A 22,504-nucleotide genomic window follows, 5' to 3' on the forward strand; every position below is an offset into this window, starting at 1 on the left:
CGTCGTGCTGGCCGGAAACCCCGACATGGCTGCGCGCTGCGCGGGCCACTGCACCTTACGGGGGACACGGTAGGTGGCCTCGCCGGCGATCACCAGTCAATAAGACTGACCAGCCGGGAACAGTGCGGGTCATCCAGATCACCCGACACCACCCGCTCCTCCTCCTCGATCAGCGAGGGAAGGGCGGCGAGGAGGGCGGTCAGCGCTCCGGAGAGCCGTACGTCAACGGCGACCACGTCGATGTCGCCCGGGCGGTCCACGTACAAGCGCATCCGGTCCGGCTCCCGGCGCAGAAACCCGCGCAGCCGCGGATCGGGCTGCTCTTCGGTCCAGGGGTAGGTAAGGGTGCGCAGCACGGTGAAGGCGTGGTCACACTCGTCCGGGCTTGGGGCAACGATCTGTTCCGGGTCCACATGGATGAGTGTCATCCCCAGCACGGTGTCGACCCGGCTGCTGGAGAAGACGTGCGTACCGGTCGCCAGACCCCGCACGACACCGAGCACGTCATAGGGGCCGGCCAGCTCATCCGGTGCGCCGCAGCCGCGCAGCGGGATGGCCCAGGCCATCACCTCTCCATCCCGGGCTGCATGTTGCGGTCCCGTGACGACCCTGACCTCCGCGGCGGAGGCCGGCGCCGGCAGGACGCCGCGGATGAACTGCCCGTCGGTCAAGGGCGCGTGGATGTGGTGGAGCAGCAGGCGCACGATGTCCGCCTGCTGCTCGGCGAGCGCCTCGCGCGCATCGTCGGGCCGCGCCTGACCGCTCATGAATGCCAGGCCCCATCGACCCGCCGTACGTCGCGAAAACTGCCGTCCCGTACGCGGCGAGCCGACTCCTCCCACTCCCGGAACACGCGCCGCTTCCCGTCGCGGACGTGTGCCCAGTTCTCCCGCGTGACCACCTGCCCCGCGTACACCGGTTCCCAGGACAGCACATGGAACCGCGCGATGTCGGGCGCGAGCGTGGCCAGGCAGTGCAGGGTGCGCCGGTGGTACCACTTTCCGATCGCGGTCACCGGCAGGCCCGCTTCTTGCGCCTCGCGGAGAAAAGGCAGCGCGAATTCGACGTTCTGCCACGTGTTGGCCGACCGGTCCTCACAGCGAATGACCGCATCGGGAACACCCCGCTCCAGCAGGAGTTTCCGAAACTCCTGTGCCTCGACCACACCGTTGTGCCGATTGACTCCCCCGGTGAGGATGATGAGCGGAGCCAAACCCTCCCGATAGCGATCGGCCGCGATCTCGGCGGGCCGAAGCTGATTGGTCCCGAAGACGAAGAGCGCACCGGGTTCAGCGGGAGGCGGTGCATCGATGTCGACGGCGGCTGCGATGTCCCGTACCTCGCCTGCGGTGAGGATTTCTTCTGCCATGAGGGCTCCCATTTACGTAACCTGACCGATTAAACGAAGTTCCTTGCATGACTCATAGTTGCCAAATACCTGTCACGATACTCGTGGACTTGAGCACTCGGGAAGTTACGCATCAGGGTCTTATCGAGCTTCCCGGCAAGCACCATGGTTGGCCACGCCGGATGATTGTCAACCAGGGCTGCACAGCCGGCCGAAACCGCCTCGTCGAGGTCGCCTGCCCCGGCCTGCGCCAACGCAAGGATGAGGAGCGTCCGAGAATACCGCGCACAACCCTGCCCGAACCGCCCCATTTCTGCCGGGTAGCAACTCTGGATGACACGCTTTGTTGCCGCCACTGCCTCCAGTGGCCGGCCGAGCAGCATGAGTGAAGTTGCGGTGTACGGCGGATCTTCGGCCAATGCAATTGAAAAAGCTCCTGAAGATTCTACCTCAACCGGTAGAGCCGAGATTGCCTGCGCCGCATAGCGTCGCGCCGCTTCCATTCCTTCAGAATCACCCGTCATCGCAGTAGCACGCATTTCCTGAGCAGCTAGCTTCGCGTGAGCAACAGTCCCGCGGGATGTGATTTCACGCCCCCGTGCGGCGAGGACCGCCGACTCACGAGGCCGCCCCTGGTAGAACGCAATCATTGACCTGGTGAGCGTAGACCAGCCCGCCAACTTCGGATTTCCCACAGACTCACTCCTACGCTCAGCGTCTGCACACCAGAGATGAGAAGCCGCATGCGATTTCATATCGCACGCGGCAATCGCGAGCAAGCATGAAAGCCATCCAATAACATGGCTCAGGTCAGGGTTCCACCGATCACTTCCGCAACGTTTGAGAATCCCATTTGCGTATGACCGAACGGCCAGAATCTCGTCATATACGTCTCCCGATGGAGTCGCTGAAATAGTCTGGGCGTAATGCTGCACAAGATCGTTGAGGCTATCTACAACAGCGCCCATGCTGTCCTGCCCCATGACGTCCAATACTTCGATCACACGCTGCCCTCGGCCGATTTGCGCAGCCGCCACAGTGCCCACTGCTAATGCCGCACCCGTGGAAGCGAAGGCACGCCGGTCCACAGGCGCACCCCCTTCACGTGGTTCTACAGACGTGTGAGCGCCGTCCCACCCGGCGCCAGAGACACCCGCCTGTGAAGCAGCGAACGACTTCTCGGGATCGCCCTGACCGTCGCCTGGCTCCTCCCAAGGACGGGGCGGCAAATCAAGCATCTCGCCTGGAATTCCAAAGCCGTCGGAGATCCTTTCGATGACCTCTCGACCTCGGATTCTGCGGACACCTCTGATGACATCACCCACGCGAGAAGTCGTCATCTTCCCAATGGCTGCTGCCATATCCGCATGGCTTGACCCCGTACGCCTGTTCACTAGTCGAAAGACTTCACTGAAGTTGCGAGTAGCACACGCCTGCCGCATGTCTCTGCTGCGCAGCAGGCTCTCGGGAAGCGTGAGGGCGTATGCGGTTCGCCTGGCTACTGCACGGTCGTCCATGACCCACCTAAGCCTCAACGGGAGTGATCGAGCCAGACTAGCTTGCGCGTATTCGATGCGGGGCACCCCAAAGTCCCTTGTGGGGTGCCCCGTTCGCGCTGCACGGCGCGATCAGCCGCAGTCATCCTCGTAGTCATAGGCGAGGCCCTACAGCAGTGCGATCGGCTGCCGCTAGAAGCCCTTCAGCGAGAGGCAGTGAATATGCGCACCTGCCCATGTCCGTATCCGCGTCGCTACAGACACCCGTGGGTCGTCAGGGGACGGACTGATTCAACTTCAATCAGGGACGCAGTTCAGCCAAGCAGAAAGCAGGCCCATATGCCCCCCACCACCCGCCCCCACGTCCTGACCGGCCAGCACGCAGTGCAGCTCGCCGAAGGGACCGTGTTGCGGTTCTTCCTTGCCCAGGGGGACGAGGCCGGTGGGGCGGGGGAATGGGGGGCCGTTTCTGATGCGGAGTTTCAGTACGCGTACGAGATGGCCCTGTTCGACCCCGCGGGGATCGCCGTCGGGGAGTTGCGGCCCAATGCGCGGCGGGTGCAGGTGCCTCTGGACGCCGTGGTCGGCGTCGGGGGGTTCTTCTGGTCCGACGGGGGTGCCGGTGACGGCGGTGCCGGTGGCTCGGCCGGCGTCATGACGACCAACGGGAAGACGCCGCAGGACTGCGGGCTGCGGCTGACGGAGTTCCTGGCGCGAGCCGGGGGCGCGGCATGACCGAACGCGTGGTGCGGGTGGCCCTGTTGGTGTGGCGGCCGGTGGACCCGGGGGCGCCCGGGGACGTGGCGCGCGGGTGGCCGCGGATGCTGCTCACGCGCGACGTCCGCTCGCCCTGGCAGTTGCCCGCCGTGGTGCTGCGGCCGGCGGAGGCCGTGATGGGGGCGGCCGGCCGGGTCGCATACGCGCTGGGGCTCGAACTGCCGAAGGCGCACCGGGTCCTCGCCGTCGAACAGCACCCGCCGGGACCCACCGGGGGAGAGCAGTTGACGCTGGTCGTGGACGGCGGCTGGGTCGCGGGGGCCGAGGTCGCCGTGGGGGAACACGCCGCGTTCCTGTGCCCGCACGACTGCCAGCACCACAGCCGCTGGGCCGGCGTCGACGAGGTGGAGACGGACGGCACGCTCGTCGCCGCCATCGGCGCGGCCGTGGGGAAGTTCCCGGCGTTCGTCGTCGGCCAGGAGGGGCAGGAGGGCCAGGAGGAGCAGGAGGGGCAGGGCGACGCCGGTGCCCCCGTCGGCTGAGCCCGTGGCAGGGGGGCCGGCGGGGCGCGGGGGCGCCGGAGAGCGGGCAGGCGGGCCGCCCAGAGCCCGCCCTCACCCGCGCAACGAGGGGCCCAGCGCGCCAGCGCTCCACTGGCGCGCCCCCAACCCGTGAACGGCCGCCCCCACCGCACGTCGAAGGTTCAACCCGCCTTCCCGCGCGTCGAGTTGTACGGGGCGCGCCCGCTGGGCACAGTCGTGGGCGAGGGCGGGCGGACACCCCGACCCCCGCGCCGTCCTGATCGCCGCCACACCACGGAGGCACCCCGGGGCCCCGCCCCGGACACCCAGGGCCCACTCGGCCCGCGCAAGCCGGGGGCAGCCCGGACCCGGCCACCTCAGCCGACCCGGCCGGACCAACCAGCCCGGCCATCCCGACCGGCCCCACCGCCCCAACCGGTCCCGCCGGCCCAACCGGCCCCGTCGGCCCGACCGGAGCAGCCAGCCTCAACCGGGCCGGCCGGCCCCAAAGGGAAGCAGTTCGGGCGGAAAGTGTGCATCACGAGACACCTGGCGGGCGGAACCGAAAGACGGCGGGTGACGGTCGTAAGAAATGTGGCACCAACGGAACGCCATCGACCGACCAACGGGGTCAGGAACCCTGGTCGGCACGGGCTGCGAAGCCCGTAAAGTAGCGGTACGGAAAGGGAATTGAGCATGGGGCACACCCTGAGCGAATGTGATCACGACTGGGTCGGCTGGAGCGGCAAGACCCGTTGCCGCAAGTGCGGCACCACGCAGAACTGACCGATCCGTACCGTATGGTCCGATCCATGCGGTATTGAGCCCGTCGTGCGGGAGCAGGCGACCGTGATCCGGCCGGGGCGGGCCGTGGTCGCGCAGGAGCCGTGCGGCGTGTGGTGACGGGCGGGACGAGGCCCCGCGGGCGGCGGCGGCCCGGCCCCCGCGGCGGGCACGAGGCACACCCATCCACCCCACGGGAGCCAGGGGCGCGGGACCCGGCGGTCCGGCGCCCCGGCCCCGGCGAGTGAACGGAACACGATGGCAGAACGCGTGCGGTGGGCCGACCTCCCCGCCGTCCTGCGCCGCGCCGTCGAGGCGCGGACCGGCCGGGTCGTCCACACCGCCGAGGTGGCCGAGGGGCTCAACTGTTCCCTCGCCCTCACCCTCGACACGCAGCACGGCGACTCCGTGTTCCTGAAGGGCGTACGGGCGTCCGCGCGCGCCGAGGCCGCCGGTCTGCGGTGCGAACAGCAGGTCAACGCCGTGGTCGCCGCGCTGGGCGTCGGCCCCGAGATCCGGCACAGCTTCGTCTCCGCGGGCTGGCACTGCCTCGCCTTCGCGTACGTCAGGGGCGGGCACGCCGACCTCGGGCCCGGCTCCCGGCACCTGGCGGCCGTGGCGGACACGCTGCGCCGGGTACCGGACGGCCGGCTGCCGCGGCTGGCCCTGCCGCACTTCGCCGAACGGTTCGCCGCCCATCTGCGGCCAGACGAGGCGCGGGCGCTCTCCGGGCCGCACCTGCTGCACACCGACACCAATCCGCACAACCTGCTGATCGAGGCGGGGAGCGGCCGGGCCTACGTCGTGGACTGGGCCATGCCGGCGCGTGGTCCCGCCTGGATCGACGCCGCGTACACGGCCGTACGGCTCCTGGAATGCGGCCATCCGCCGCGGTCCGCACGCCAGTGGCTGGCCGGATTCGACTCCTGGCGGGCCGCGGAACCCGCCTCCGTCACCGCCTTCGTGAACGCAGTCTGCCGGCAGTGGGTCGCCACCGTCGGCGAACGCGACGCGGAGCCGAGCAACGCGCGTTTCCGCAGCTTGCTGGGGTGAGCTGGCGCTCGGCCGGGTGGCTCGTGCCCGGCTGGGCCGGCCCGGTTCGCCACCTGTCCCTTCCGGGCACGAGCACCGGGGCGCCGGCACGGCCCGGCCCCGCACCGCCCGCAGCGCCGCCGCGCCCCGATCCCGTACGGCCCGTTTCGGCCGGCGTCAACCGTCAACAGCCGGCGTCACCCGGCGTCGTCCACACCACCCGGCGCCTCCGCAGTCCCCGCGGCGCCCGGGTGCCCGTTCACCCCCATCTGTACGTTGCCGTGCGGGCCCACGCCCGCGCCCTCGTACGGGCCCGCTTCCGCGCTGCCGTACGGGCCAGCCGGCTCGTACGGGCGCATCGCGGCGTGGCGGCCCGGGGGGCGGGAGAGGAGGTGGCGGGGGTCCGTCGCGCGGGTGATGGCCGATTCGACGGCGGCGATCCGGTCGGCCAGCAGGCCCAGCACGGCCACCGCTTCCCCCAGCCCGGGGGCGCCCGTACCGGCGTCCGCCCCCACTGCCGCGCCCGGCCCGTCCGTACGCACGCCCGTACGCGCCGGGCCCACCGGCCCACCCGCGCCCGCGCCCGTAGCGCCGCCCGGGTCAGCGCCCACGCCCGCAGCCGAACCCGTCCGCGCTCCCCCGCCGTACGCCGCGCACAACTCCGCCCAGCGCGCTGCCTGTTCGGCGGTCTGCACGCCCCTGAGCTCGGCCAGTTTCAGCAGGTTCGCCTCGGCCGCGGTGCTGAGCGTCTGGGCCTCGCTGCGGTAGTGGTCGTCGATGAGCGCTTCGCGCTCGGCGGGGTTCATCGCCGGGGAGATGCGGGCGACGATCTTGTTCATGTTGCGGTACGAGCCTTGCAGGCCGAACGGGGGCTCGGTGCGCGCGTCGTCCGTCTGCGCCGCCGATGCGATGTACGCGGCGTTGACGGCGAGCACCGTCTCGCGCGCGGCGAGCAGATGAGTGAGGACGGCGAGCACGCGATCGAGTTCGGCCGGCGCGTACGGGTGGGCCAGCCGGTCGCGCCGGGCCGTCGGGTCGCCGGCCGCGAGGCGGACCAGGAGTTCCAGGTCGGCGCGGTCGCGGCCGGCCAGCGGCGCGAGGACCGGGTTCGAGGTCAGCGCGTTCTCCACGAAGCTGAGCGCGAACGCCTCCTCCTTGCCGGTCAGCACGTCGCCCAGGTTCCACACGTCCGCCCGGTTGGCGAGCATGTCCGGCACCCGGAAGCGGCGGCCCGACTCGGTGTACGGGTTGCCCGCCATGCACACCGCGAACCGCTTGCCGCGCAGGTCGTACGTGCGCGCCTCGCCGTCCCAGACGCCCTCCATCGTGCGGGTCGCGTCGCACAGCGGGATGAACTTCTGGAGCAGCTCGGGCGAGGTGTGCTGGATGTCGTCCAGGTAGAGCAGCACATTGTTGCCGGCCGCCAGCGCGAAGTTGACCTTTTCGACCTCGCGCCGGGCCGTCGCGTTGGGCGCCTCGGCCGGGTCGAGCGAGGTGACGCCGTGGCCCAGCGCCGGCCCGTTGACCTTGACCAGGAGCAGCCCGAGCCGCTCGGCCACGTACTCGACCAGTGTCGTCTTGCCATAGCCGGGCGGCGAGATGAGCAGCAGCAGGCCGTTGCTGTCGACCCGCTTGGCCTCGCCGGTGGCGCCGATCTGGCGGGCCAGGTTGTCGCCGATCAGCGGCAGGTACACGTCGTCCACCAGCCGGTTGCGCACGAAGGACGACATCACCTGCGGGCGGTACTCGGCCAGCCGCAGCCGGTCGCGCTCGGCCGCGATGAGCTCGGCCCGGCGCCGCTGGTACGCGCGGAAGCCCGGCACGACGCGGGTGGCGAAGTCCGCCGTGCGGGCGTGGAACTCGTCGATCCGCAGGGTGAGTTCGCGTCCTGCCACCCGCGGGTGGGTGCCCAGCAACCCGGTGACCTGCGTCGACAGCTCCGCGTCCGGGACGTCGCGGCGCGGCAGCTCGGGGCAGAGCTCGATCGCCACGGCTTCGGCGAGGTCGCCGGTGGTGGGGGTGGGTGTGGCGGAGGTGATGGGTGTGGCGGTGGCGGGGTCCTCGTTGCCGTTCTTGTTGCTCTTGCTGCTCTTGCTGTTGTGCTGGCTGCTGGTCCCGCGGTCAGCGTCACCGCGGGCCTCCCCTTCGCCGCCCGCGCCCCCGGCCCGCCCCGCCTCGGGCCGCTGCGTCGCCGCGTACGCCGTCAGCCAGCCGTGCACCAGACGGTGTGCGCCGGCCGCGTCGCCGGTCGCCAACTGTTCACGTACGTCCGCGGAGTAGGGGAGTGCTGCGGTGTCCGGGCCGGCGACTGCGCGCCCGAACCCGTCGAGCAGCGCCCGCGCCGCCGGGCCGGTCACGAATGCGCCGCCGCGCGCCAACTCCTCCACGAGGTAGCTGGCTGCCAACTCAGCCAGCCCGGCCAGCCCACCCCGCCCATCTGGCCCGCCCGAGCCACCCGACTCACCCAACCCTGCCGAGTCACCCACGCCGCCCACGCCCGCCGAGCCACCCAACTCGAACGAGTCACCCAGCTCGCTCAGCCCCGCAAGCGGCCCCTCCCGGAGGAAATCGCCCACCGCATCCGCAAGTTGCCGGGTCAGCAGCGTGAGGCCCGGCGCCGCCCCGAACGTCGCCCTGGCACGGCTGAGTGAGGTCGCCTCGCGGGTCCACGCCGCGCGGGCGCTCTCCGTCGTGCCGTGGGTCCAGAAGAGGGCGGCCGTTGCGCGGGCCGCCGCGGGGTAGCGCAGCAGGTCGGCGCCGTGGTGCAGGCGGAGGAGCGCGGTGAGGATCGCGGTGGCGTCCCGGTCGTGGACGCCGCGCTCGTACCCCTCGTCGTACGCCGCGTCCGCCGCCGCGCGGACCAGCGCGGCCAGCTCGTCGGGGTTCGCCGCGGCCAGCGCCGCCGCGCCGTGTTCGGCGAGCAGCCGGGCCGCGAGGTGTTCGGCGCGGTAGACGTCGGGCGACTCCGACGGCAGCGTCTGCTGCCAGTACGGGCGGGTCGCGGCGAACGCCGGGTCCGCGACCGGGGCCCGGTAGTCGGTGCCGGTCAACGCGAAGGCCAGGGTGCCGTCCGCGGCCGGGACCAGGGTCAGCTCCGGCGTCTGGGTGCCGACCGCGAACCGGTGGGCGCCGAGTTGGATGGTCGCGCCGCCGTCCGCGTACAGCTCCGTACGGTCCCGGAGGGCGCGCAGTGCGTCCTCGCGCGCCGCCTTCAGCCGGCCCGCCAGCTCTTCGGCGCGCAGCCCCTCGCCGGCGGCCCGCAGCTCGTCCGCGCTCCGGCGCACCTTGGTGACCAGCGCGTCCGAGGCGAAGAAGGTGGCGACCGACTCCCGGTCGGGCAGCGCGAGGGCCCGCCTGGCCACGGTCTCCAGGACCCGGCCGGCGGATTCGGCGAGCGCGGCGGCGCGCCGGGCCGCGGCGTCCTCCAGCGTCTGCCGGCGCGCCGCGAACGCGTCGCTGACCTCGGCGCGCCGCGCGTCGAGCTCCTCACGGAACCCGTCGTGGTCGGCGAACCTGGCCTCCAGGTCGGCAAGTTGCAGCAGTAGCGCGGCGAGTTGGTCATCGCAGTCGCGGGCCGTGGTGCAGCCGGCGAGCGCGCCGGCGACGGACTGGCCGAGCAGGGCGAGTTCGGCGGCGAACTCCGCCCGCCCCTCCCGGTCGGCCAGCTCCCTGCGGCGCGCGTCCAGCGTCGCTCTGGCCCGGTTGAGTCCCGCGGTGACCTCGGCGATCTGCTCCAGGACCGCGGTGCGCACGGTCGCGTCGTCGATGTCGAGCCGGCCGATGACCTCGGCGACGTGCCGCAGCCCGGCTGTCTCCCGCGCCACCTCGTCGGCGATCGGCTCGGCCGCGGCGACCGTGTCGATCGCCTCGGCGTCCGCGGCGAGCCCGGCGGCCTGCTCCCGGTAGTCGGCGAACGCGTCGGCGCGCTGGAGGAAGGCGACGGCGCGGCGCGCGGTGCCGGCGATATCGCCCGCCACGTCGGCTGCGAGCGCGTCGATCCGCTCGACGTCCGCGTACCGCATCTCCTTCAGCGTCTCCAACTTGCCCTGTGCCTGGCGCAGTTCGCCGATGCGGGCCACCCAGTCGGCGGCGGTCGCCGGCGCCTCGCCGCGTACCCGGCGGACCAGTCGGGCGATGTGCGCCGCGCACTCGGCGAGCGCTTCGGCGGCCCGCCGGGTCAGGTCCTGCACGGCGGCGAACTCGGCCAGCACCTGTTCGGCCGTGGCCCGTACCTCGTCCAGCGGGGTGCGCAGGTCGCCCACGTCCGGGTCGGCCAGCCAGTGGTAGCGGTCGGCGGCCCGCCCGCAGGCGGCGACCAGCGCCCGGTACATCTCGCCGGTCGGCGCGGTGTCCGCAACTTGCCGGGCCAGCGACAGGCACTCCGAGATTCCGCGCACCAGGTCGGCGTTGCCGATCCGGGCCAGCGGCCCGGCGCCGGCCGCGGCGCCGGCGGCGTAGGTGTCCGAGGTGTACGGGGTGCGCCAGAGTTGCACCGGGTGCACCCGCGCCGGCTCGTCGTCGGCCGGCGCCCGCAGCGCGACCAGCGTGCCGTCGTCGAAGAGCGCGTACCCCTGGCAGGCCAGCGGGGTGGCGACCTCCTCGCGGATGGAGTTGTACGAGAGCAGCAGGGTGTGGCCGGCGGGCGGGGCGGTACCGGGGTGCGGGGCGGTGGTGCCGTGGGGCCCGGTGGTGCCACGGGGCGACGGGGCGCCGGTGGGGTGTGCGGTGGCGCCCGTGTCCCGGGCGTGGAACGCGTACAGCACGTCCTCGCCGTTCGGGGAGCGCACCGCACGCTCGAAGACGAGCCCGGTGGTGTCCGCGTCGAAGGTCTTCACGGCGCCGGTGGCCAGGCAGTACCCGCCGGGGAAGACGATGCCCTGGCCGGCTGGGAGCCGCTGGCAGGACTGGCCGATGCCGTCGATGCGCCGCACGTCGTGGGTGACGGCGTGGAAGACCAGGTACCGCCAGTCCTCCTCCTTGTACGGGCGCACCCGCAGCAGCACCAGCGGCCCGACGGTGGCGTACGCGACGTCCGCGTCCGCGAGGGCTTGCAGCGGTTCGGCGACCGGCTCGCTGTAGACGCCGTCGGCGGTCTCGGTGTCGTTCTCGGTCTTGAGGGTGAGGGCGCCGCCGCCGGTGGCGACGTAGACCCGGCCGCCGTCGATCGCGATGTGCGGGAAGCGGCCCGGCACGTGGTCGTCGCGGGTGGTGTCCACCCAGGTCACGTCGTGCGGGTCGGGGAAGACGTGGTCGCGCTCGCCGCGCGCGTCCAGGAACCTGGCCCGCCCGTCCGCCGCCAGCGACCAGCGCAGCACCCGGATGTCGGTGGGCTGCTCGCCAGTCTGGAAGACGGCCAGCAGCGTGCCGTCCACGATCCGCAGCCGGCGCAGCCTGGCCGCCCGGTAGTAGCGGTGCAGCGCGGCGAACTCGCGCACGAACGCCGGGTCGTCGATGAGCCCGGGCGCGGCGCCGGCCGGCAGCGGGTTCAGCTCCCGGTCGTAGAGCGTGAACACCTCGCCGACGGCCGCTTCCCCGGCCTCGGGACCGGCCGCGACGGTCGTCCCGAACAGCAGCAGTTCCCCGACGGCGACCACGTCCCTGGCCGTGCTCGGCCGCTCCGTACGCACCGGCTCGGTGCCGGTCAGCGTCAGCTCGGTGGAGCCGAACTCCGCGACGCGCGACGCGTTGAGCGCATCGGCCCGCCGGGCCAACTCCCCCGCCCGCCCCGCCAGCCGCTCCCGCAACACCTCGTACGTGCCGGCGTCCAGCCCGCTTCCCGTCCCGGTCCCGGTCCCGGTCTCCATCGGTTCCTCAGCTCCTCGTACGCGTGGTGTGTGCGGGCGCGCGCGGGGCGCGCGGTAGGTGGGTGGGGCGCGTGGGGCGCGTGGGGCGCGGCTTGGGTGAGTGGGGGCGGCCGGTGCGTGCGGGGTGCGCGTCGACGGGCGCGGGCGGGGCCGGCGGGGGCCCGCGGGCGGGGCCGGCGGGCGGGGCCCGGCGGACCGCCGGCTGCCCCGCTGCGCACCGGATGCCCCGCCCCCACCACTCCGCCGCCCCCTTGCGCACCGGGCACCCCCGACCCGTACGCCCCACTCCCCACCGCAGCCCGCAAGCCGCAGCCCGCAGCCGGGGCACTGCCGACCCCCGTCCGACAGTGCCCCGGGTCCGTCACCCAGCGGGGGGCCAGCCCCGCGGAGGGGAAGCCACCCCCGGGTAGCCACCCCGCGGGGGCCGCCCCGCGGAGGGGAAGCCCCGCGGAGGGGGAGCCCCCGCACAGGAAACCGCCCACCCAGGGGAGCCCACCCCACGGCCACGAGGCGGCCCGGCGCCAGCCCAAGCAGCAGCTACGAGACAGGCCCGGCGCCGGCCGAAACCCCGGCTACGAGACGGGCGCGGCGGCGCCGGCCGGGCCAGCCGGCTGCTTCACCAACTGCGGTCCCGCCTGCGCGGCCCCCGCGTCCGCCCGCCCGACCAACTCCGCAACCGGCAGGTCGGCAAGACCCAACTGCCGGGCAGATGCCAGCAGTTGATCGAGCTGCCCGGACCCCTTCGGCATCAACTTCATCAGTAGCGCCGACACCGTCAGGTTCTGCACGTCGGCCGTCGAGACCGAGCCGAGCATCTTCGTCAGGTCGTCCGTGAACGAGGCCGAACCGTCCAGCCAGGGCCCGGCCAGCGTCTGCGCCGTCTGCGAGTGCTGCATGAACCCGTCCACGCTCTTGCCCAGCGAGATCGCCCCGACCAGCCGGTCGAAGAAGGCCGACTCGCCGCCCACGATGCTGATGTCCGCGCCTTCCAGACCGGTCGCGATGACCGCCGCCTGCGCCTCGGCAACTTGCCGCTGCGCCTCGATGCCGGCGAGCCGTACGTCCTTGTCGGCGGCGAGCCGCAGCCGGTACTCCTCGTGCGCCCGCGACGCCTCGTCCAGCGCGGCCATCGCCGCGGCCTTCTCGGTCAGCCCCTCCGCCTCGGCCTTCAGCTTCTCGCCGATGGCCGCCGCCTCCGCGAGCGCCTTCTCGCGCACCCCGTCGGCCTCCGCCTTCAGCCGCGCCGCCATCGCCTCGGCCTCCGCGCGGCCGGCCTTCTCGATGACCTCCGACTCCTTGTCCCGCACCTGCACGGCCGCCAGCCCCTCGGCCGCCGCCTCCGCCTGGATGCCCTCGGCGAGCCGCATCTTGGCCCGGGCGTCCAGGTCGGCGGTCTTCGTACGGGCCTCGGCCAGCGTCAGTTCCTCGGCCGCCCGGTGCTGCGCCGCCTGCTCGGCCGCCTCGGCCGCCTTGATGTCCTTGACCAACTGCTCCTGCGCCTCGGCCTCGGCCGCGATGACCACGGCCTGCCGCTGCCGCTCGGCCTCCTCGACCGCCCGCAGCCGCTTGATCGACTCCTCCTGCTCGGCCACCGTACGGTCCACCGCGATGCGCTCCCGCACCACCTCGGCGATCTCCCGGCGCTCGGACTCCACCTCCTTCTCGGCGGCGATCCGGGTCAGTTCGGTCTCCCGGTCCCTGGCGATGACCTCAAGCAGCCGGTCCTTCTCGATCCGCTCGTTCTCGATGGCGATGACCCGCTCCCGGTTCTTCTGCGCCACCGCCACCTCGCGCGCCTGGTTCTCGCGCTGGATGCCAAGTTGCTCCTCGGTCTTGAGGAACGCGCCCTGCGCCCGCAGCCGCTCCTCCTCCATCACCCGCGCCGTCTCGGCCTCCTCGCGCGCCCGTACGGTGTCCACCTCGCGCTTCTGCTTGATCTCGGCGTCCGCCTGCCGCCGCTCCAGCTCCAGGATCGCCTCCCGGGCGTCCACGTTCTGCCGGGTGATCTCCTTCTCCTCGTTGCGCTGGAACTCGTTGGTGCGCACGTGCTCGACCGCGGTCAGCTCGGTGATCTTGCGAATGCCCTGGGCGTCCAGGATGTTGTGGCTGTCCAGTTGGGCCAGCGGCGTCTGCTCCAGGTGGTCGATGGCCGCGTCTTCCAGGCTGTAGCCGTTCAGATCGGTGCCGATGACCTCGATGATCCGATCCCGCAACTCTTCACGCTTGGTGTACAGGTCCGTGAAGTCGAGCTGCTTGCCGACCGTCTTCAGCGCCTCCGAGAACTTGGCGTTGAACAGCTCCTGCAAGGTCGCCTTGTCGCTGGCCCGGGCGGTGCCGATGGCCTGCGCGACCTTGATGACGTCCTCGACGGTCTTGTTGACCCGTACGAAGAAGGAGATGCGGATGTCGGCCCTGATGTTGTCCCGACAGATCAGCCCGTCCCGCCCGGTGCGCGAGATCTCGATCGTCTTCACCGAGATGTCCATCACCTCGGCCTTGTGCAGCACCGGCAGTACGACCTGCCCGGTGAAGGTGACGTCCACCTTGCGCATCTTCGACACGATCAGCGCCTTGCCCTGCTCCACCTTGCGGAACAGCCGACTGATCACGAACAGCAAGGTCAACGCGATGAGCAGGACGACGGCGACGAACACGCCGATGCCTACCGTGATGGCATCCATGAGAAGTCCCCCGGGAGAGAAGTGCATACGCGGGTGTGGGTGTGGGGTGTGTCAGTGGGTGTGCGTACGCGGGTGTGGGTGGGTGTACGTGGGTGGGTGTGGGTGTTTCGGTGGTGCGGGGTGTGGGTGTTCCGGCGCCGTGGGCGATTCGGCGCTGTGGGTGTTCCGGCGCCCTGGGTGTGGGTTGCTCGGTGTGCCAGCGACGCGCGGACCGGAGAGATCCGCAGGTCAGAGGCCAGGCACCAGGGCCAGGGTCAGAGTCAGCGGCCAAGAGCCGGGGACCAGCCACCCCGCGGGGCCAGCCACCTCACAGAGGCAGCCATCCCGCAACGGGCAGCGACTCCCCCGTGTCAGCCGCGCGGATCGAGCGCCGCGTCGAACGGGGCGACCCAGAAGAACTCGCCCAGGTCGTCGTACGCGTACAACAACCCCGTACTGCCGAGCCCGAGCCGGTCGCCGTCCTGCTGCCGCACCTGCACCAGCGCCGTGGAGCCGTCCGTGGCGGTGACCTCGGCCTGGCCGAACCCCGCGTCCACCCGCCTGGTGCGGATGGTGCAGGTCAGGCCGATGAAGTCCTGCCGGGACGGCCCGGGTTCGTCGGGGAAGAGGCGGGCCAGCGGTCCGACCAGGCGGCGCGTGAGCCACCAGGCGCAGAAGATCGAGGCGCCGAACAGGGTGGCTTCGAGCGAGAGCAGCGGCGCGCCGGGCATCCCCGAGTCGGCGAGCAGCACCGATCCGGTGAAGCTGAACAGCCAGCCGAAGACGACGAACAACGAGAACGAGACGGCCACCGGCACCCCGCCGAGGTGGAGCGCGTCGGCGTTGACGTCCGTGTCGAAGGAGTCGTGTTCGGCGCCGCCGACCAGGACCAAGAGCCAGAAGCCGACGACCACCATCAGGGCCGCGCTGAACACCACGGTCGGCAGACCGGCGGCCACGCTCAGGAATTCGCCCATGGTCAGCCCCCTCCGTCGCGGCGCCCCCCGACGCCCGCGGCAGTGTCGTGCCCCGCGGGCCGCAGGGCCGCGCTCCACGTCGGAGCGCGACCCAAGGGCCGCGGAGCGTTCCTTTCCGTACGCCGGCATCCGTTGATCTCGGTCGCGCCGGCCACCCCATCGTGACAGCCGCGCGCGCGAAGCCGCATTGCCGGCGACCGGCAGTCTTTACGGGTTCTTAATGCCGGTCGCGTGCCGCCGCCCTGCCCCGTGTCACCCTTGGATTCCGCGCGCCACCAGGGAACGAGGCCGCGCGAGGAGCGGAGGAACGATGGCCGAGCGCGACATACCCGAGGACTACCTGGCGGGCTGCGCGGAGATCCTGACCAGCGCGTGCACGACCGGCCGGCGGCTGGTCAGGGACGAGCTGGAGGCCCTGCGGGAGCGGGGCGAACGCGCCGCGGAAGCGGGCATCGGACTGCGGACCCTGGTCCACGCCCATCTGACCACCGCGCAGGCCGTCCACCCGCAGGTGCCGCAGGCGGACGCCGGCCACCTGTTGGCCGCCCTCACCCAGGCCGTCGACGCGTTCGCCGAGGGCCACGAGCGGGCCCAGCGGCTCGCGGTACGGCGCGAGGAGGCGGCGCGCCGGGAGTTCATCGACGACCTGCTGTACGGACGCAGCGACCTCGGCCGGCTCGCCGAACGCGCCGAACGCTTCGGCCTGCTCCTCGCGCACGCGCACGCGGTCGCCGTGGCACAGGGCCCGGAACCGTACGACGACGGCTATCCGGTGACCCGCAGAATCGAATCCTCACTGCTGGCGCGGTTCGGCGACCGGCGCATCCTGCTCACCACCAAGGACGGCCGGCTGATCTGCATCGCGCCCAGCGACGAGCCCGACGTGCTCAAGTACTTCGCGAAGCAGGCGTACGCGGCGACCGACGGCGGGCGGGTGGCGATCGGCCGGGCCCACCCCGGCGTCGGCGGCGTCGTGCACTCCTACGAGGAGGCCCTGAACGCGCTCGACCTCGCCGCCCGGGTCAACCTCGACGACCCCGTACTGCACGCCGCCGACCTGCTCGTCTACCCGGTCCTCAGCCGCGACCGACAGGCCATGACCGACCTCGTACGGACCGTGCTCGGCCCCCTCCAACACGCCCGCGGGGGCGCCGGACCGCTCCTGGAAACCCTGGTCGCCTACTTCGACACGGGGTGCGTGGCCGCGGTAGCGGCGCGCCGCCTGTCGCTGAGCGTGCGCGCCATGACGTACCGCCTGGACCGCATCCACAAACTCACCGGCGCCGACCCCAGCGACCCGGTCCACCGCTACACCCTCCAAACGGCCGTGATCGGCGCCCGGTTGATGGGGTGGCCGGAGGAGGAGGCGTGGGGGGAGACGGGGTAGGCGCTGGCGCGCGGCCTGGGCATGGGGTGGCGTTGGGGTTGGGGTGAGTGGGGTTGGGGTTGGGGTGAGTGGGGTTGGGGTGAGTGGGGCTGGGGTTGGGTCGAGGTCCGGTGGTGGGTGGCCGGCGCGCCGGGTTGGGTGTGTGTCCGCCGGTTCCCCGCCGGAGGGGGTGCGGGCGGCCGATTTTCCCGTACTGTGCGGCGCACGCGGTGGGTTGGGTACGGGGAACGGGCTCGGGAGCTCGGGATTCGTGGTTCGGGGAGTGGGTTGCGGTTCTGGGTTACGGCTGCGGGCGTCGAGAGTCGAGCGGGAAGCGACGTGCCGGGGCAGGGCGCGGCGGCAGCGAGGCCGCGACGACCAGGGCCGGGGCCGGGGCCGGGAGGGACCAGGGCCGAAGCCGGGACCAGGTTCGAATCTGACACGCACCAAACTTCTACACTGCTGTAGATTTAACCCGACAGTCGACGCAGGGCATCAGGGGAAGGACACGTCGTGGGTGTTTCGCTGGCCAAGGGTGGCAACGTCTCGCTGAGCAAGGAGGCCCCGGGCCTGACGGCCGTGGTGGTGGGCCTCGGCTGGGACGTGCGGACGACCACCGGGACGGACTACGACCTCGACGCCAGCGCGCTGCTGTGCAACGACAGCGGCAAGGTCGCCTCCGACCGGCACTTCATCTTCTACAACAACCTGACCAGCCCCGACGGTTCGGTCGAGCACACCGGCGACAACCTGACCGGTGAGGGCGACGGCGACGACGAGGCGGTCAAGGTGAACCTCGCCGCGGTCCCCGCCGACATCACGAAGATCGTCTTCCCGGTCTCCATCCACGACGCCGAGGCCCGCGCCCAGAGCTTCGGCCAGGTCCGCAACGCGTTCATCCGCGTGGTCAACCAGGCCGACGGCGTCGAACTCGCCCGCTACGACCTCTCCGAGGACGCTTCCACGGAGACCGCCATGGTCTTCGGCGAGCTGTACCGCAACGGCGCGGAGTGGAAGTTCCGCGCGGTGGGCCAGGGTTACGCGTCGGGCCTGGCCGGCATCGCGGCGGACTTCGGCGTCAACGTCTGACGGAAGCGGGTGGGGCCCCGGGGCCGGCGGAACGGGGACTTCGGCTCCCCACCCCACACCCCCAGGCCCTCAACCCCGGCGGGCCACCACCCCGCCCCGGGCTGCCGCCTCCCCTCCCGGAGCACCCAGCCCACCCCATACGGGGCTGCCCGGACCCGCCCCCTGGCCGGGCAGCCCTTTCCCCCTGGCGGGGGGCTGGGGGAAATGGGGGCTCGGGTAAGCCTGCCCCTCCGCGCCCGACGCGCCGGCGCAGTCGCATGACGACGTGGCGATGACCATCGCTCACGGCCTGCCGAACTAACCCACCAGACTCGCTGGCCAACGGCGTACGAACTCCCTGAACGGCACCGATTCCGCGAGCGCAATGCGCTGATACGCGACGTACGGTTCGACGTCCCCCTCGTACAGCTCCCGGCTGATCTGCGTCCCGTCCTCGGCGTAATTCATGAGGACCACCTCGGACTGATCAAAAAGCCAGAAGTCCTGCACGCCTTCCAGGGGGTTGGGCCGGTCCGTTACGTCGAGGATGCGGATCGCGTCGCCGGCGGCCTCATGCACGTCGTAGTACATGAACTCGAACCGAAGGTACTCCGTCAGGGGCCGCGTGACGATGTGGACGCGCCCTTTGGAACGCCCCTCTGCCCTGATCCTCTTCAGGCTCTCGGTATATCCGGACGAGTAATTCTGCGCATCCAGCCGCTGCCCGGCCAGGAACTCCCGAATATCCCCATCCTCACTCGGCACCCGATACCAGGGCAGCGTCTCCAACCGCCACGCCTCCCGCTTGAACCCCTGAACCTTGGCGGTCCAGTCCTCACCGTCTAAGAGCACGTACGGCCTCCTTATCAGTCGGCGTTGTAGTCAGCCGGCTTCTCCCGACCTTCGCGAAACAGGCCGTACGCCTCCACGCTGCCCGACTTGCCGTAGCCGTCCAGGGTTTCCAGCCGGAACGCCTCGGCGGCGAAACCGTCGAAGAGCGTGCTCAGATCCTTGGCCAAGCCGATCACCGATCGCCTTCTCGATGGGACCAGGGGAGCCATGATGACTTCCGCCGCCTCCCTCTTCCTCGCGATGAGGTTCCCCCCCCCTCTTCTCGCTCTAGGCAACCGCACAGCTACAGACAGCGGTACCGTGTCGACGTCAACCCCTCTCAACTCCTGTCAATTCCAGGGGAGATCCATGGGTAATCGGGTGCCTAACGAGAAGCTGCAACGGCTGGTCCGTCAGGCCGAGTGGACGTACGAGCAACTGGCCCGAAAGGTCAACCAGGTGGCCACCGAGCGGGGGACCAAGCGGTCTTACAGCTCGCAGGCGGCGTGGCTGTGGGTGAAGAAAGGCGTGGTGCCGCGCGATCAAGCATCGCGATCACTCGTAGTAGAAGCGCTGGCCCGAGGTCTGGGCCGCTCCCTCACCTGCACGGACGCCGGCTTCCCGGAGCCTGAGGATAGCTCGCACGCGCGTACGGGTACTGATGTGGTGGACGAGTTGATTGACCTGGGGAGGGTGCAGGTGGATGCAACACGACGGCGCGCATTAGGAGTAGGGCTCTTCTCGGTCGCCCTCACGATTCCGGGATGGTCAGAGGTCGCCGGTCGAGCACACGCGGTTCAGGTCAATCCTCGCGCTCGGATCGGGCAGGCCGAGGTGGACTCGGTGGGCGCAATGATCAATCGACTGAAGGTTCTCGACGGCGAGTTCGGCGGTCAATACGCACGGCCAATGGCTAGCGCTTTCCTCACCAACACTGTTGTGCCGTACCTCCGCGCGACAGCCACCGAGTCCGTTCGCAAAGCCATGTTGTCCGCGGGCGCGATGGCTTGCTATCTCACGGGTTGGATGGCCGTGGATGAGGGGCTGAACGGGTTGGCCCAGCGCTACTACAACAAAGGGTTGGAGTTGGCTGGCGCCGCTGACGATCGCATGACGTATTGCCATATCCTCCGCGGCATCAGCGTACAAGCGGCCAATCTGGGCCACGGGCGCCCCGCGGCCCGCTACGCGAATGCTGCCGCTGATACGGCTCCGGTCTCCACGCACCGCATGCGTGCGTTCCTCGCAGGCCAGCAGGCGCACGGGTACGCGCTTACGGGTGCGAAGTCCGATGCGTTGGAAAGCCTGCGCGTAACAGAGCGCGCGGTGTCGCGCGTTACGAGCCCGTCCGGTCAGGCTTCGGGCGGGTACAGCGCGTCGACACTCGCGTACCACACTGCGCAGGTTCGCTACGAACTGGGCGATGTGAAGGGCAGCGTGTCTGCACTCCACGAACACTTCAAGCTGCGGAACAGTTCGGACAGCAATCGAAGCGCCATGATGTTCGGCAGCCTCCTGGCCGAGCGACAGCTCGAAGTGGACCACCTGGACGCGGCGTGCGCTACGTGGAATCGCGTACTCGATGACTACCCGGCGATGCATTCGGGCCGCGTGGACGACCGAGTCCGCTCCGCCGTCAAATGCCTGGCCCCCTATCAAGCCAACAACACGGCCCGTCACACCCGCGACCGAGCACGGGTGCTGCTTGCGCAGCGGGGCGTCTAGCTCGCAAGGCGGGAGACACTTCCGCCGTCTCTAACCTGGGAGGCGGCACATTCGATCGCGGGTTGTTGCTGATGCTGTGACCTGGGGTGATGCATTACCGGCGGATCGCTGCAAAAATGCTGGCGGGACGGGGTGGCAACATGTGTGTGACCTGGGGCTTTACCCTCGGGTCGTCATAGGCCCTGAAGAGGGTTCGCAATGTCAGCGGTCGGCCGAGCAAGGTGCGGAGGTCATCCGGTCGTCGTCATCAGCCCTGAAGAGGGTTCGCAATCGACGGTCCTGCGTGAAGCTCTCAGTCTTCAGGCTGGTCGTCATCAGCCCTGAAGAGGGTTCGCAATACCCGCACACCGGACTCGGACTCCCCGAGGACTTCCAGTCGTCATCGGCCCTGAGGAGGGTTCGCAACATGACCATCGGCAACGGCAACATCTGGGTCGGCGGGTCGTCATCAGCTCTGAAGAGGGCTCGCAACGCAGCTTGCCCGGTTATCGGCACCCAGTGCGCGACGGGTCGTCATTAGCCCTGGAGGGTTCGCAACGTGATGCCGTCGCAGCGGTGCGCGCAGCCTCCCGCGGTCGTCATCAACCCCGGAGAGCGAGCAAGCTCCCGCACTCATCCGGGCACCGGCAAAGCCAACCCCACCCGGGACAAGTCACCCAGCGCTCAAAGCCAAGAACGGACCCGCCCACCCGCGCCCGCGTCCCCGGCACCCGTACCCCCCGCCTACGCCCCCGAGACCTCATGCACCGACGTCTGACTCCACCTGCGCCCCGTGTTCGGGTCGCCGCTCCACACCACCTGGTGATCCGCGGTGCGCGTCATGCCGAAGTCGTAGATCGAAGGGGCGTCGGAGCGTTCCCAGTCCTGCCAGGCGGCTTGCAGTTCGGCGGCCAGGCGGCGTGGGCCGCCCTGGTAGGCGAGGGTGGGACAGTCGTCGTTCGCCACCAGGGTCGTCCAGGAATCGCGGTCGTCGTGTACCCACGCAACGATGCGGCCCTCGGCCGCCTCCGTACGGATCTGCACCTCCGGTAGGACGGCCCGCAGGGCGAAGAGGAGGTTCGCGTCCTTGTGGAGGCGGAGCAAGTCCGTTCGTTCCATCACCGTTTCCTCCTCCGGCTCACCCGCCCCTCGTACGTCCTCCCAGAGGCGACCTGCGACGGTGCCCTTTGCGGGCATGAACGTGGCGAGGCCCTGAACCCAACCGCGGGCCGACCGCCCGTCGGCGGCGACCGTGAGTGCCACGTGGCCGAGCCGCCCCCACGGGGTGACGATCCGTCCACCAGGCCGAGTTTGCTGCACCCAGTTCCACGGGATGAGGTCCACCGCGTACGTGGCCATGACCCGGTCGAAGGGTGCGTACGACTCGGCGCCCCTCGCCCCGTCGCCAGTCACGACGACCACATCGGCATGTGCCGCGGCCAGGTTCTGGCGCGCACCGTCAGCCAACTGCGGGTCCACTTCGACCGTGACAACCCGCCCCCCGGGCCCCGTCCTGGCTGCCATGAGGGCAGCATTGCGCCCGGTGGCCGCGCCGAGTTCCAACACGGCGTGCCCCGGCTCCAGCATCGCGGAGTCGAGCATGTCGGCGACGACTGCCTCACAGCTCAGGCTGGAGGTGGGGAGGCCGTCCGTCACCTGGGTAACGGTCGAGTCGTACGGGCCGCCGTAGACGAGTTCCGTCCAGGGATCCGGGGCGGCGGCGCGGTCGACGGGTACGTACGCGTGCCCGTCCCACGTCCATAGGCGGTCCGGAGCGAAGAGGTGCCGCGGGGCCGCGTCCACCATGGCCGGGCGGACCCAGGGTGAGTCCGCCGGCCATAGGTCCGCGTCCGTCATGGCCGTCGCCAGTCGCGTATGTCGAGACATGTGCATCGGCTACTTGCGCCGGTTCCCCGTGGGCGGCGGCGGATCGGGCACCTTGCCGTCCGCGTTGCCTGGCGGCGGCTTGCCCTGGCTCGGGTCGGGTCCGGCTTGCGGTGATCGCCCACGCATCCACTCCGATCGACGTCTCGAACATCGACGTCTCGTACGCAGCGTGGCAGCCGCCCGGGCGCAGGAGCGGTGCGATGCGGTGTGGTCGCTGGATTGGTGGGGGATTCTGGCTTTTTGCTGCGGTGGAGAGCTGACGCGGGTGGCTTCGTGACTGCGAGAGTCGGCTAACGTCGTTCGACGGGCC

Annotated in this window: 15 protein-coding genes; 6 read left to right on the forward strand and 9 right to left on the reverse strand. The window is 70.9% G+C overall.

Annotated elements, in window-relative coordinates; genetic code table 11:
• Positions 1-89: 89 nt before the first annotated feature.
• The 3 genes from ACMA1D_RS16485 to ACMA1D_RS16495 are packed head-to-tail and all read right to left on the reverse strand — an operon-like array spanning position 90 to position 2,352.
• A complete protein-coding gene (locus ACMA1D_RS16485; protein WP_414724723.1) occupies positions 90-767 on the reverse strand; it encodes a hypothetical protein in 678 nt (225 codons plus the stop codon).
• Positions 764-1,369, reverse strand: coding sequence for a YdcF family protein (locus ACMA1D_RS16490; protein ID WP_414724724.1), 606 nt, complete (start codon positions 1,367-1,369; stop codon positions 764-766). Before ACMA1D_RS16490 ends, ACMA1D_RS16485 begins: the two co-directional genes overlap by 4 nt.
• A gap of 29 nt (positions 1,370-1,398) precedes the next feature.
• Entirely contained in the window at positions 1,399-2,352 is a 954-nt protein-coding gene (locus ACMA1D_RS16495) for a hypothetical protein (protein ID WP_414724725.1), read from the reverse strand.
• A gap of 831 nt (positions 2,353-3,183) precedes the next feature.
• On the opposite strand from ACMA1D_RS16495, the gene ACMA1D_RS16500 reads away from it, so the two are divergent.
• From ACMA1D_RS16500 to ACMA1D_RS16510, 3 genes are all read left to right on the forward strand, one after another.
• Positions 3,184-3,579, forward strand: coding sequence for a hypothetical protein (locus ACMA1D_RS16500; RefSeq protein WP_414724726.1), 396 nt, complete (start codon positions 3,184-3,186; stop codon positions 3,577-3,579).
• Positions 3,576-4,103 (forward strand): hypothetical protein, encoded by a 528-nt coding sequence (locus ACMA1D_RS16505; protein WP_414724727.1) that lies wholly within the window; start codon positions 3,576-3,578, stop codon positions 4,101-4,103. Before ACMA1D_RS16500 ends, ACMA1D_RS16505 begins: the two co-directional genes overlap by 4 nt.
• A gap of 1,020 nt (positions 4,104-5,123) precedes the next feature.
• Positions 5,124-5,918, forward strand: a complete 795-nt coding sequence (locus tag ACMA1D_RS16510; protein ID WP_414724728.1) for a phosphotransferase family protein — start codon at positions 5,124-5,126, stop codon at positions 5,916-5,918.
• A gap of 176 nt (positions 5,919-6,094) precedes the next feature.
• Here ACMA1D_RS16510 and ACMA1D_RS16515 read toward each other — a convergent pair whose 3' ends face one another.
• The 3 genes from ACMA1D_RS16515 to ACMA1D_RS16525 form a co-directional block, all read right to left on the reverse strand.
• Positions 6,095-11,701, reverse strand: a complete 5,607-nt coding sequence (locus ACMA1D_RS16515) for a DNA repair ATPase (RefSeq protein ID WP_414724729.1) — start codon at positions 11,699-11,701, stop codon at positions 6,095-6,097.
• 572 nt (positions 11,702-12,273) lie between these two features.
• On the reverse strand, positions 12,274-14,382 hold the full coding sequence (locus tag ACMA1D_RS16520) for an SPFH domain-containing protein (protein ID WP_414724730.1): 2,109 nt from the start codon (positions 14,380-14,382) through the stop codon (positions 12,274-12,276).
• 350 nt (positions 14,383-14,732) lie between these two features.
• The gene (locus ACMA1D_RS16525) at positions 14,733-15,338 is read right to left on the reverse strand and encodes a hypothetical protein (protein WP_414724731.1); all 606 of its coding nucleotides are present in this window, start codon (positions 15,336-15,338) and stop codon (positions 14,733-14,735) included.
• A 310-nt stretch (positions 15,339-15,648) separates the two neighbouring features.
• Between ACMA1D_RS16525 and ACMA1D_RS16530 the strand changes: the two genes are divergently transcribed.
• Positions 15,649-16,725 (forward strand): PucR family transcriptional regulator, encoded by a 1,077-nt coding sequence (locus tag ACMA1D_RS16530; protein WP_414724732.1) that lies wholly within the window; start codon positions 15,649-15,651, stop codon positions 16,723-16,725.
• Positions 16,726-17,217: 492 nt separating this feature from the next.
• Positions 17,218-17,793 carry a TerD family protein gene (locus tag ACMA1D_RS16535; RefSeq protein WP_414724733.1) on the forward strand — a complete coding sequence of 192 codons (576 nt, stop codon included), beginning with the start codon at positions 17,218-17,220 and terminating at the stop codon, positions 17,791-17,793.
• 297 nt (positions 17,794-18,090) lie between these two features.
• Here the strand turns inward: ACMA1D_RS16535 and ACMA1D_RS16540 are convergent, their stop codons facing one another.
• Both ACMA1D_RS16540 and ACMA1D_RS16545 read right to left on the reverse strand, forming a co-directional pair.
• Positions 18,091-18,624 (reverse strand): DUF6879 family protein, encoded by a 534-nt coding sequence (locus ACMA1D_RS16540; protein ID WP_414724734.1) that lies wholly within the window; start codon positions 18,622-18,624, stop codon positions 18,091-18,093.
• Between the two features lie 14 nt (positions 18,625-18,638).
• Positions 18,639-18,791: a DUF6879 family protein gene (locus ACMA1D_RS16545; protein WP_414724735.1), complete on the reverse strand. Its 153-nt coding sequence runs from the start codon at positions 18,789-18,791 to the stop codon at positions 18,639-18,641.
• Between the two features lie 193 nt (positions 18,792-18,984).
• On the opposite strand from ACMA1D_RS16545, the gene ACMA1D_RS16550 reads away from it, so the two are divergent.
• Complete coding sequence (locus ACMA1D_RS16550; protein ID WP_414724736.1) at positions 18,985-20,328, forward strand: tetratricopeptide repeat protein; 1,344 nt, start codon at positions 18,985-18,987, stop codon at positions 20,326-20,328.
• Positions 20,329-21,051: 723 nt separating this feature from the next.
• On the opposite strand, the gene ACMA1D_RS16555 is transcribed toward ACMA1D_RS16550, so the two are convergent.
• On the reverse strand, positions 21,052-22,194 hold the full coding sequence (locus ACMA1D_RS16555) for a protein-L-isoaspartate O-methyltransferase family protein (protein WP_414724737.1): 1,143 nt from the start codon (positions 22,192-22,194) through the stop codon (positions 21,052-21,054).
• Positions 22,195-22,504 lie beyond the last annotated feature (310 nt).

This window comes from Streptomyces sp. 796.1, assembly GCF_047525675.1.
Taxonomy (GTDB): Bacteria; Actinomycetota; Actinomycetes; order Streptomycetales; family Streptomycetaceae; genus Streptomyces.

Coding starts and splice junctions, on each gene's coding strand:
- ACMA1D_RS16525 (WP_414724731.1), bottom strand. CDS start 15,338: ATGGGCGAATTCCTGAGCGTGGCCGCCGGTCTGCCGACCGTGGTGTTC.
- ACMA1D_RS16500 (WP_414724726.1), top strand. CDS start 3,184: ATGCCCCCCACCACCCGCCCCCACGTCCTGACCGGCCAGCACGCAGTG.
- ACMA1D_RS16510 (WP_414724728.1), top strand. CDS start 5,124: ATGGCAGAACGCGTGCGGTGGGCCGACCTCCCCGCCGTCCTGCGCCGC.
- ACMA1D_RS16520 (WP_414724730.1), bottom strand. CDS start 14,382: ATGGATGCCATCACGGTAGGCATCGGCGTGTTCGTCGCCGTCGTCCTG.
- ACMA1D_RS16490 (WP_414724724.1), bottom strand. CDS start 1,369: ATGGCAGAAGAAATCCTCACCGCAGGCGAGGTACGGGACATCGCAGCC.
- ACMA1D_RS16515 (WP_414724729.1), bottom strand. CDS start 11,701: ATGGAGACCGGGACCGGGACCGGGACGGGAAGCGGGCTGGACGCCGGC.
- ACMA1D_RS16530 (WP_414724732.1), top strand. CDS start 15,649: ATGGCCGAGCGCGACATACCCGAGGACTACCTGGCGGGCTGCGCGGAG.
- ACMA1D_RS16505 (WP_414724727.1), top strand. CDS start 3,576: ATGACCGAACGCGTGGTGCGGGTGGCCCTGTTGGTGTGGCGGCCGGTG.
- ACMA1D_RS16485 (WP_414724723.1), bottom strand. CDS start 767: ATGAGCGGTCAGGCGCGGCCCGACGATGCGCGCGAGGCGCTCGCCGAG.
- ACMA1D_RS16555 (WP_414724737.1), bottom strand. CDS start 22,194: ATGTCTCGACATACGCGACTGGCGACGGCCATGACGGACGCGGACCTA.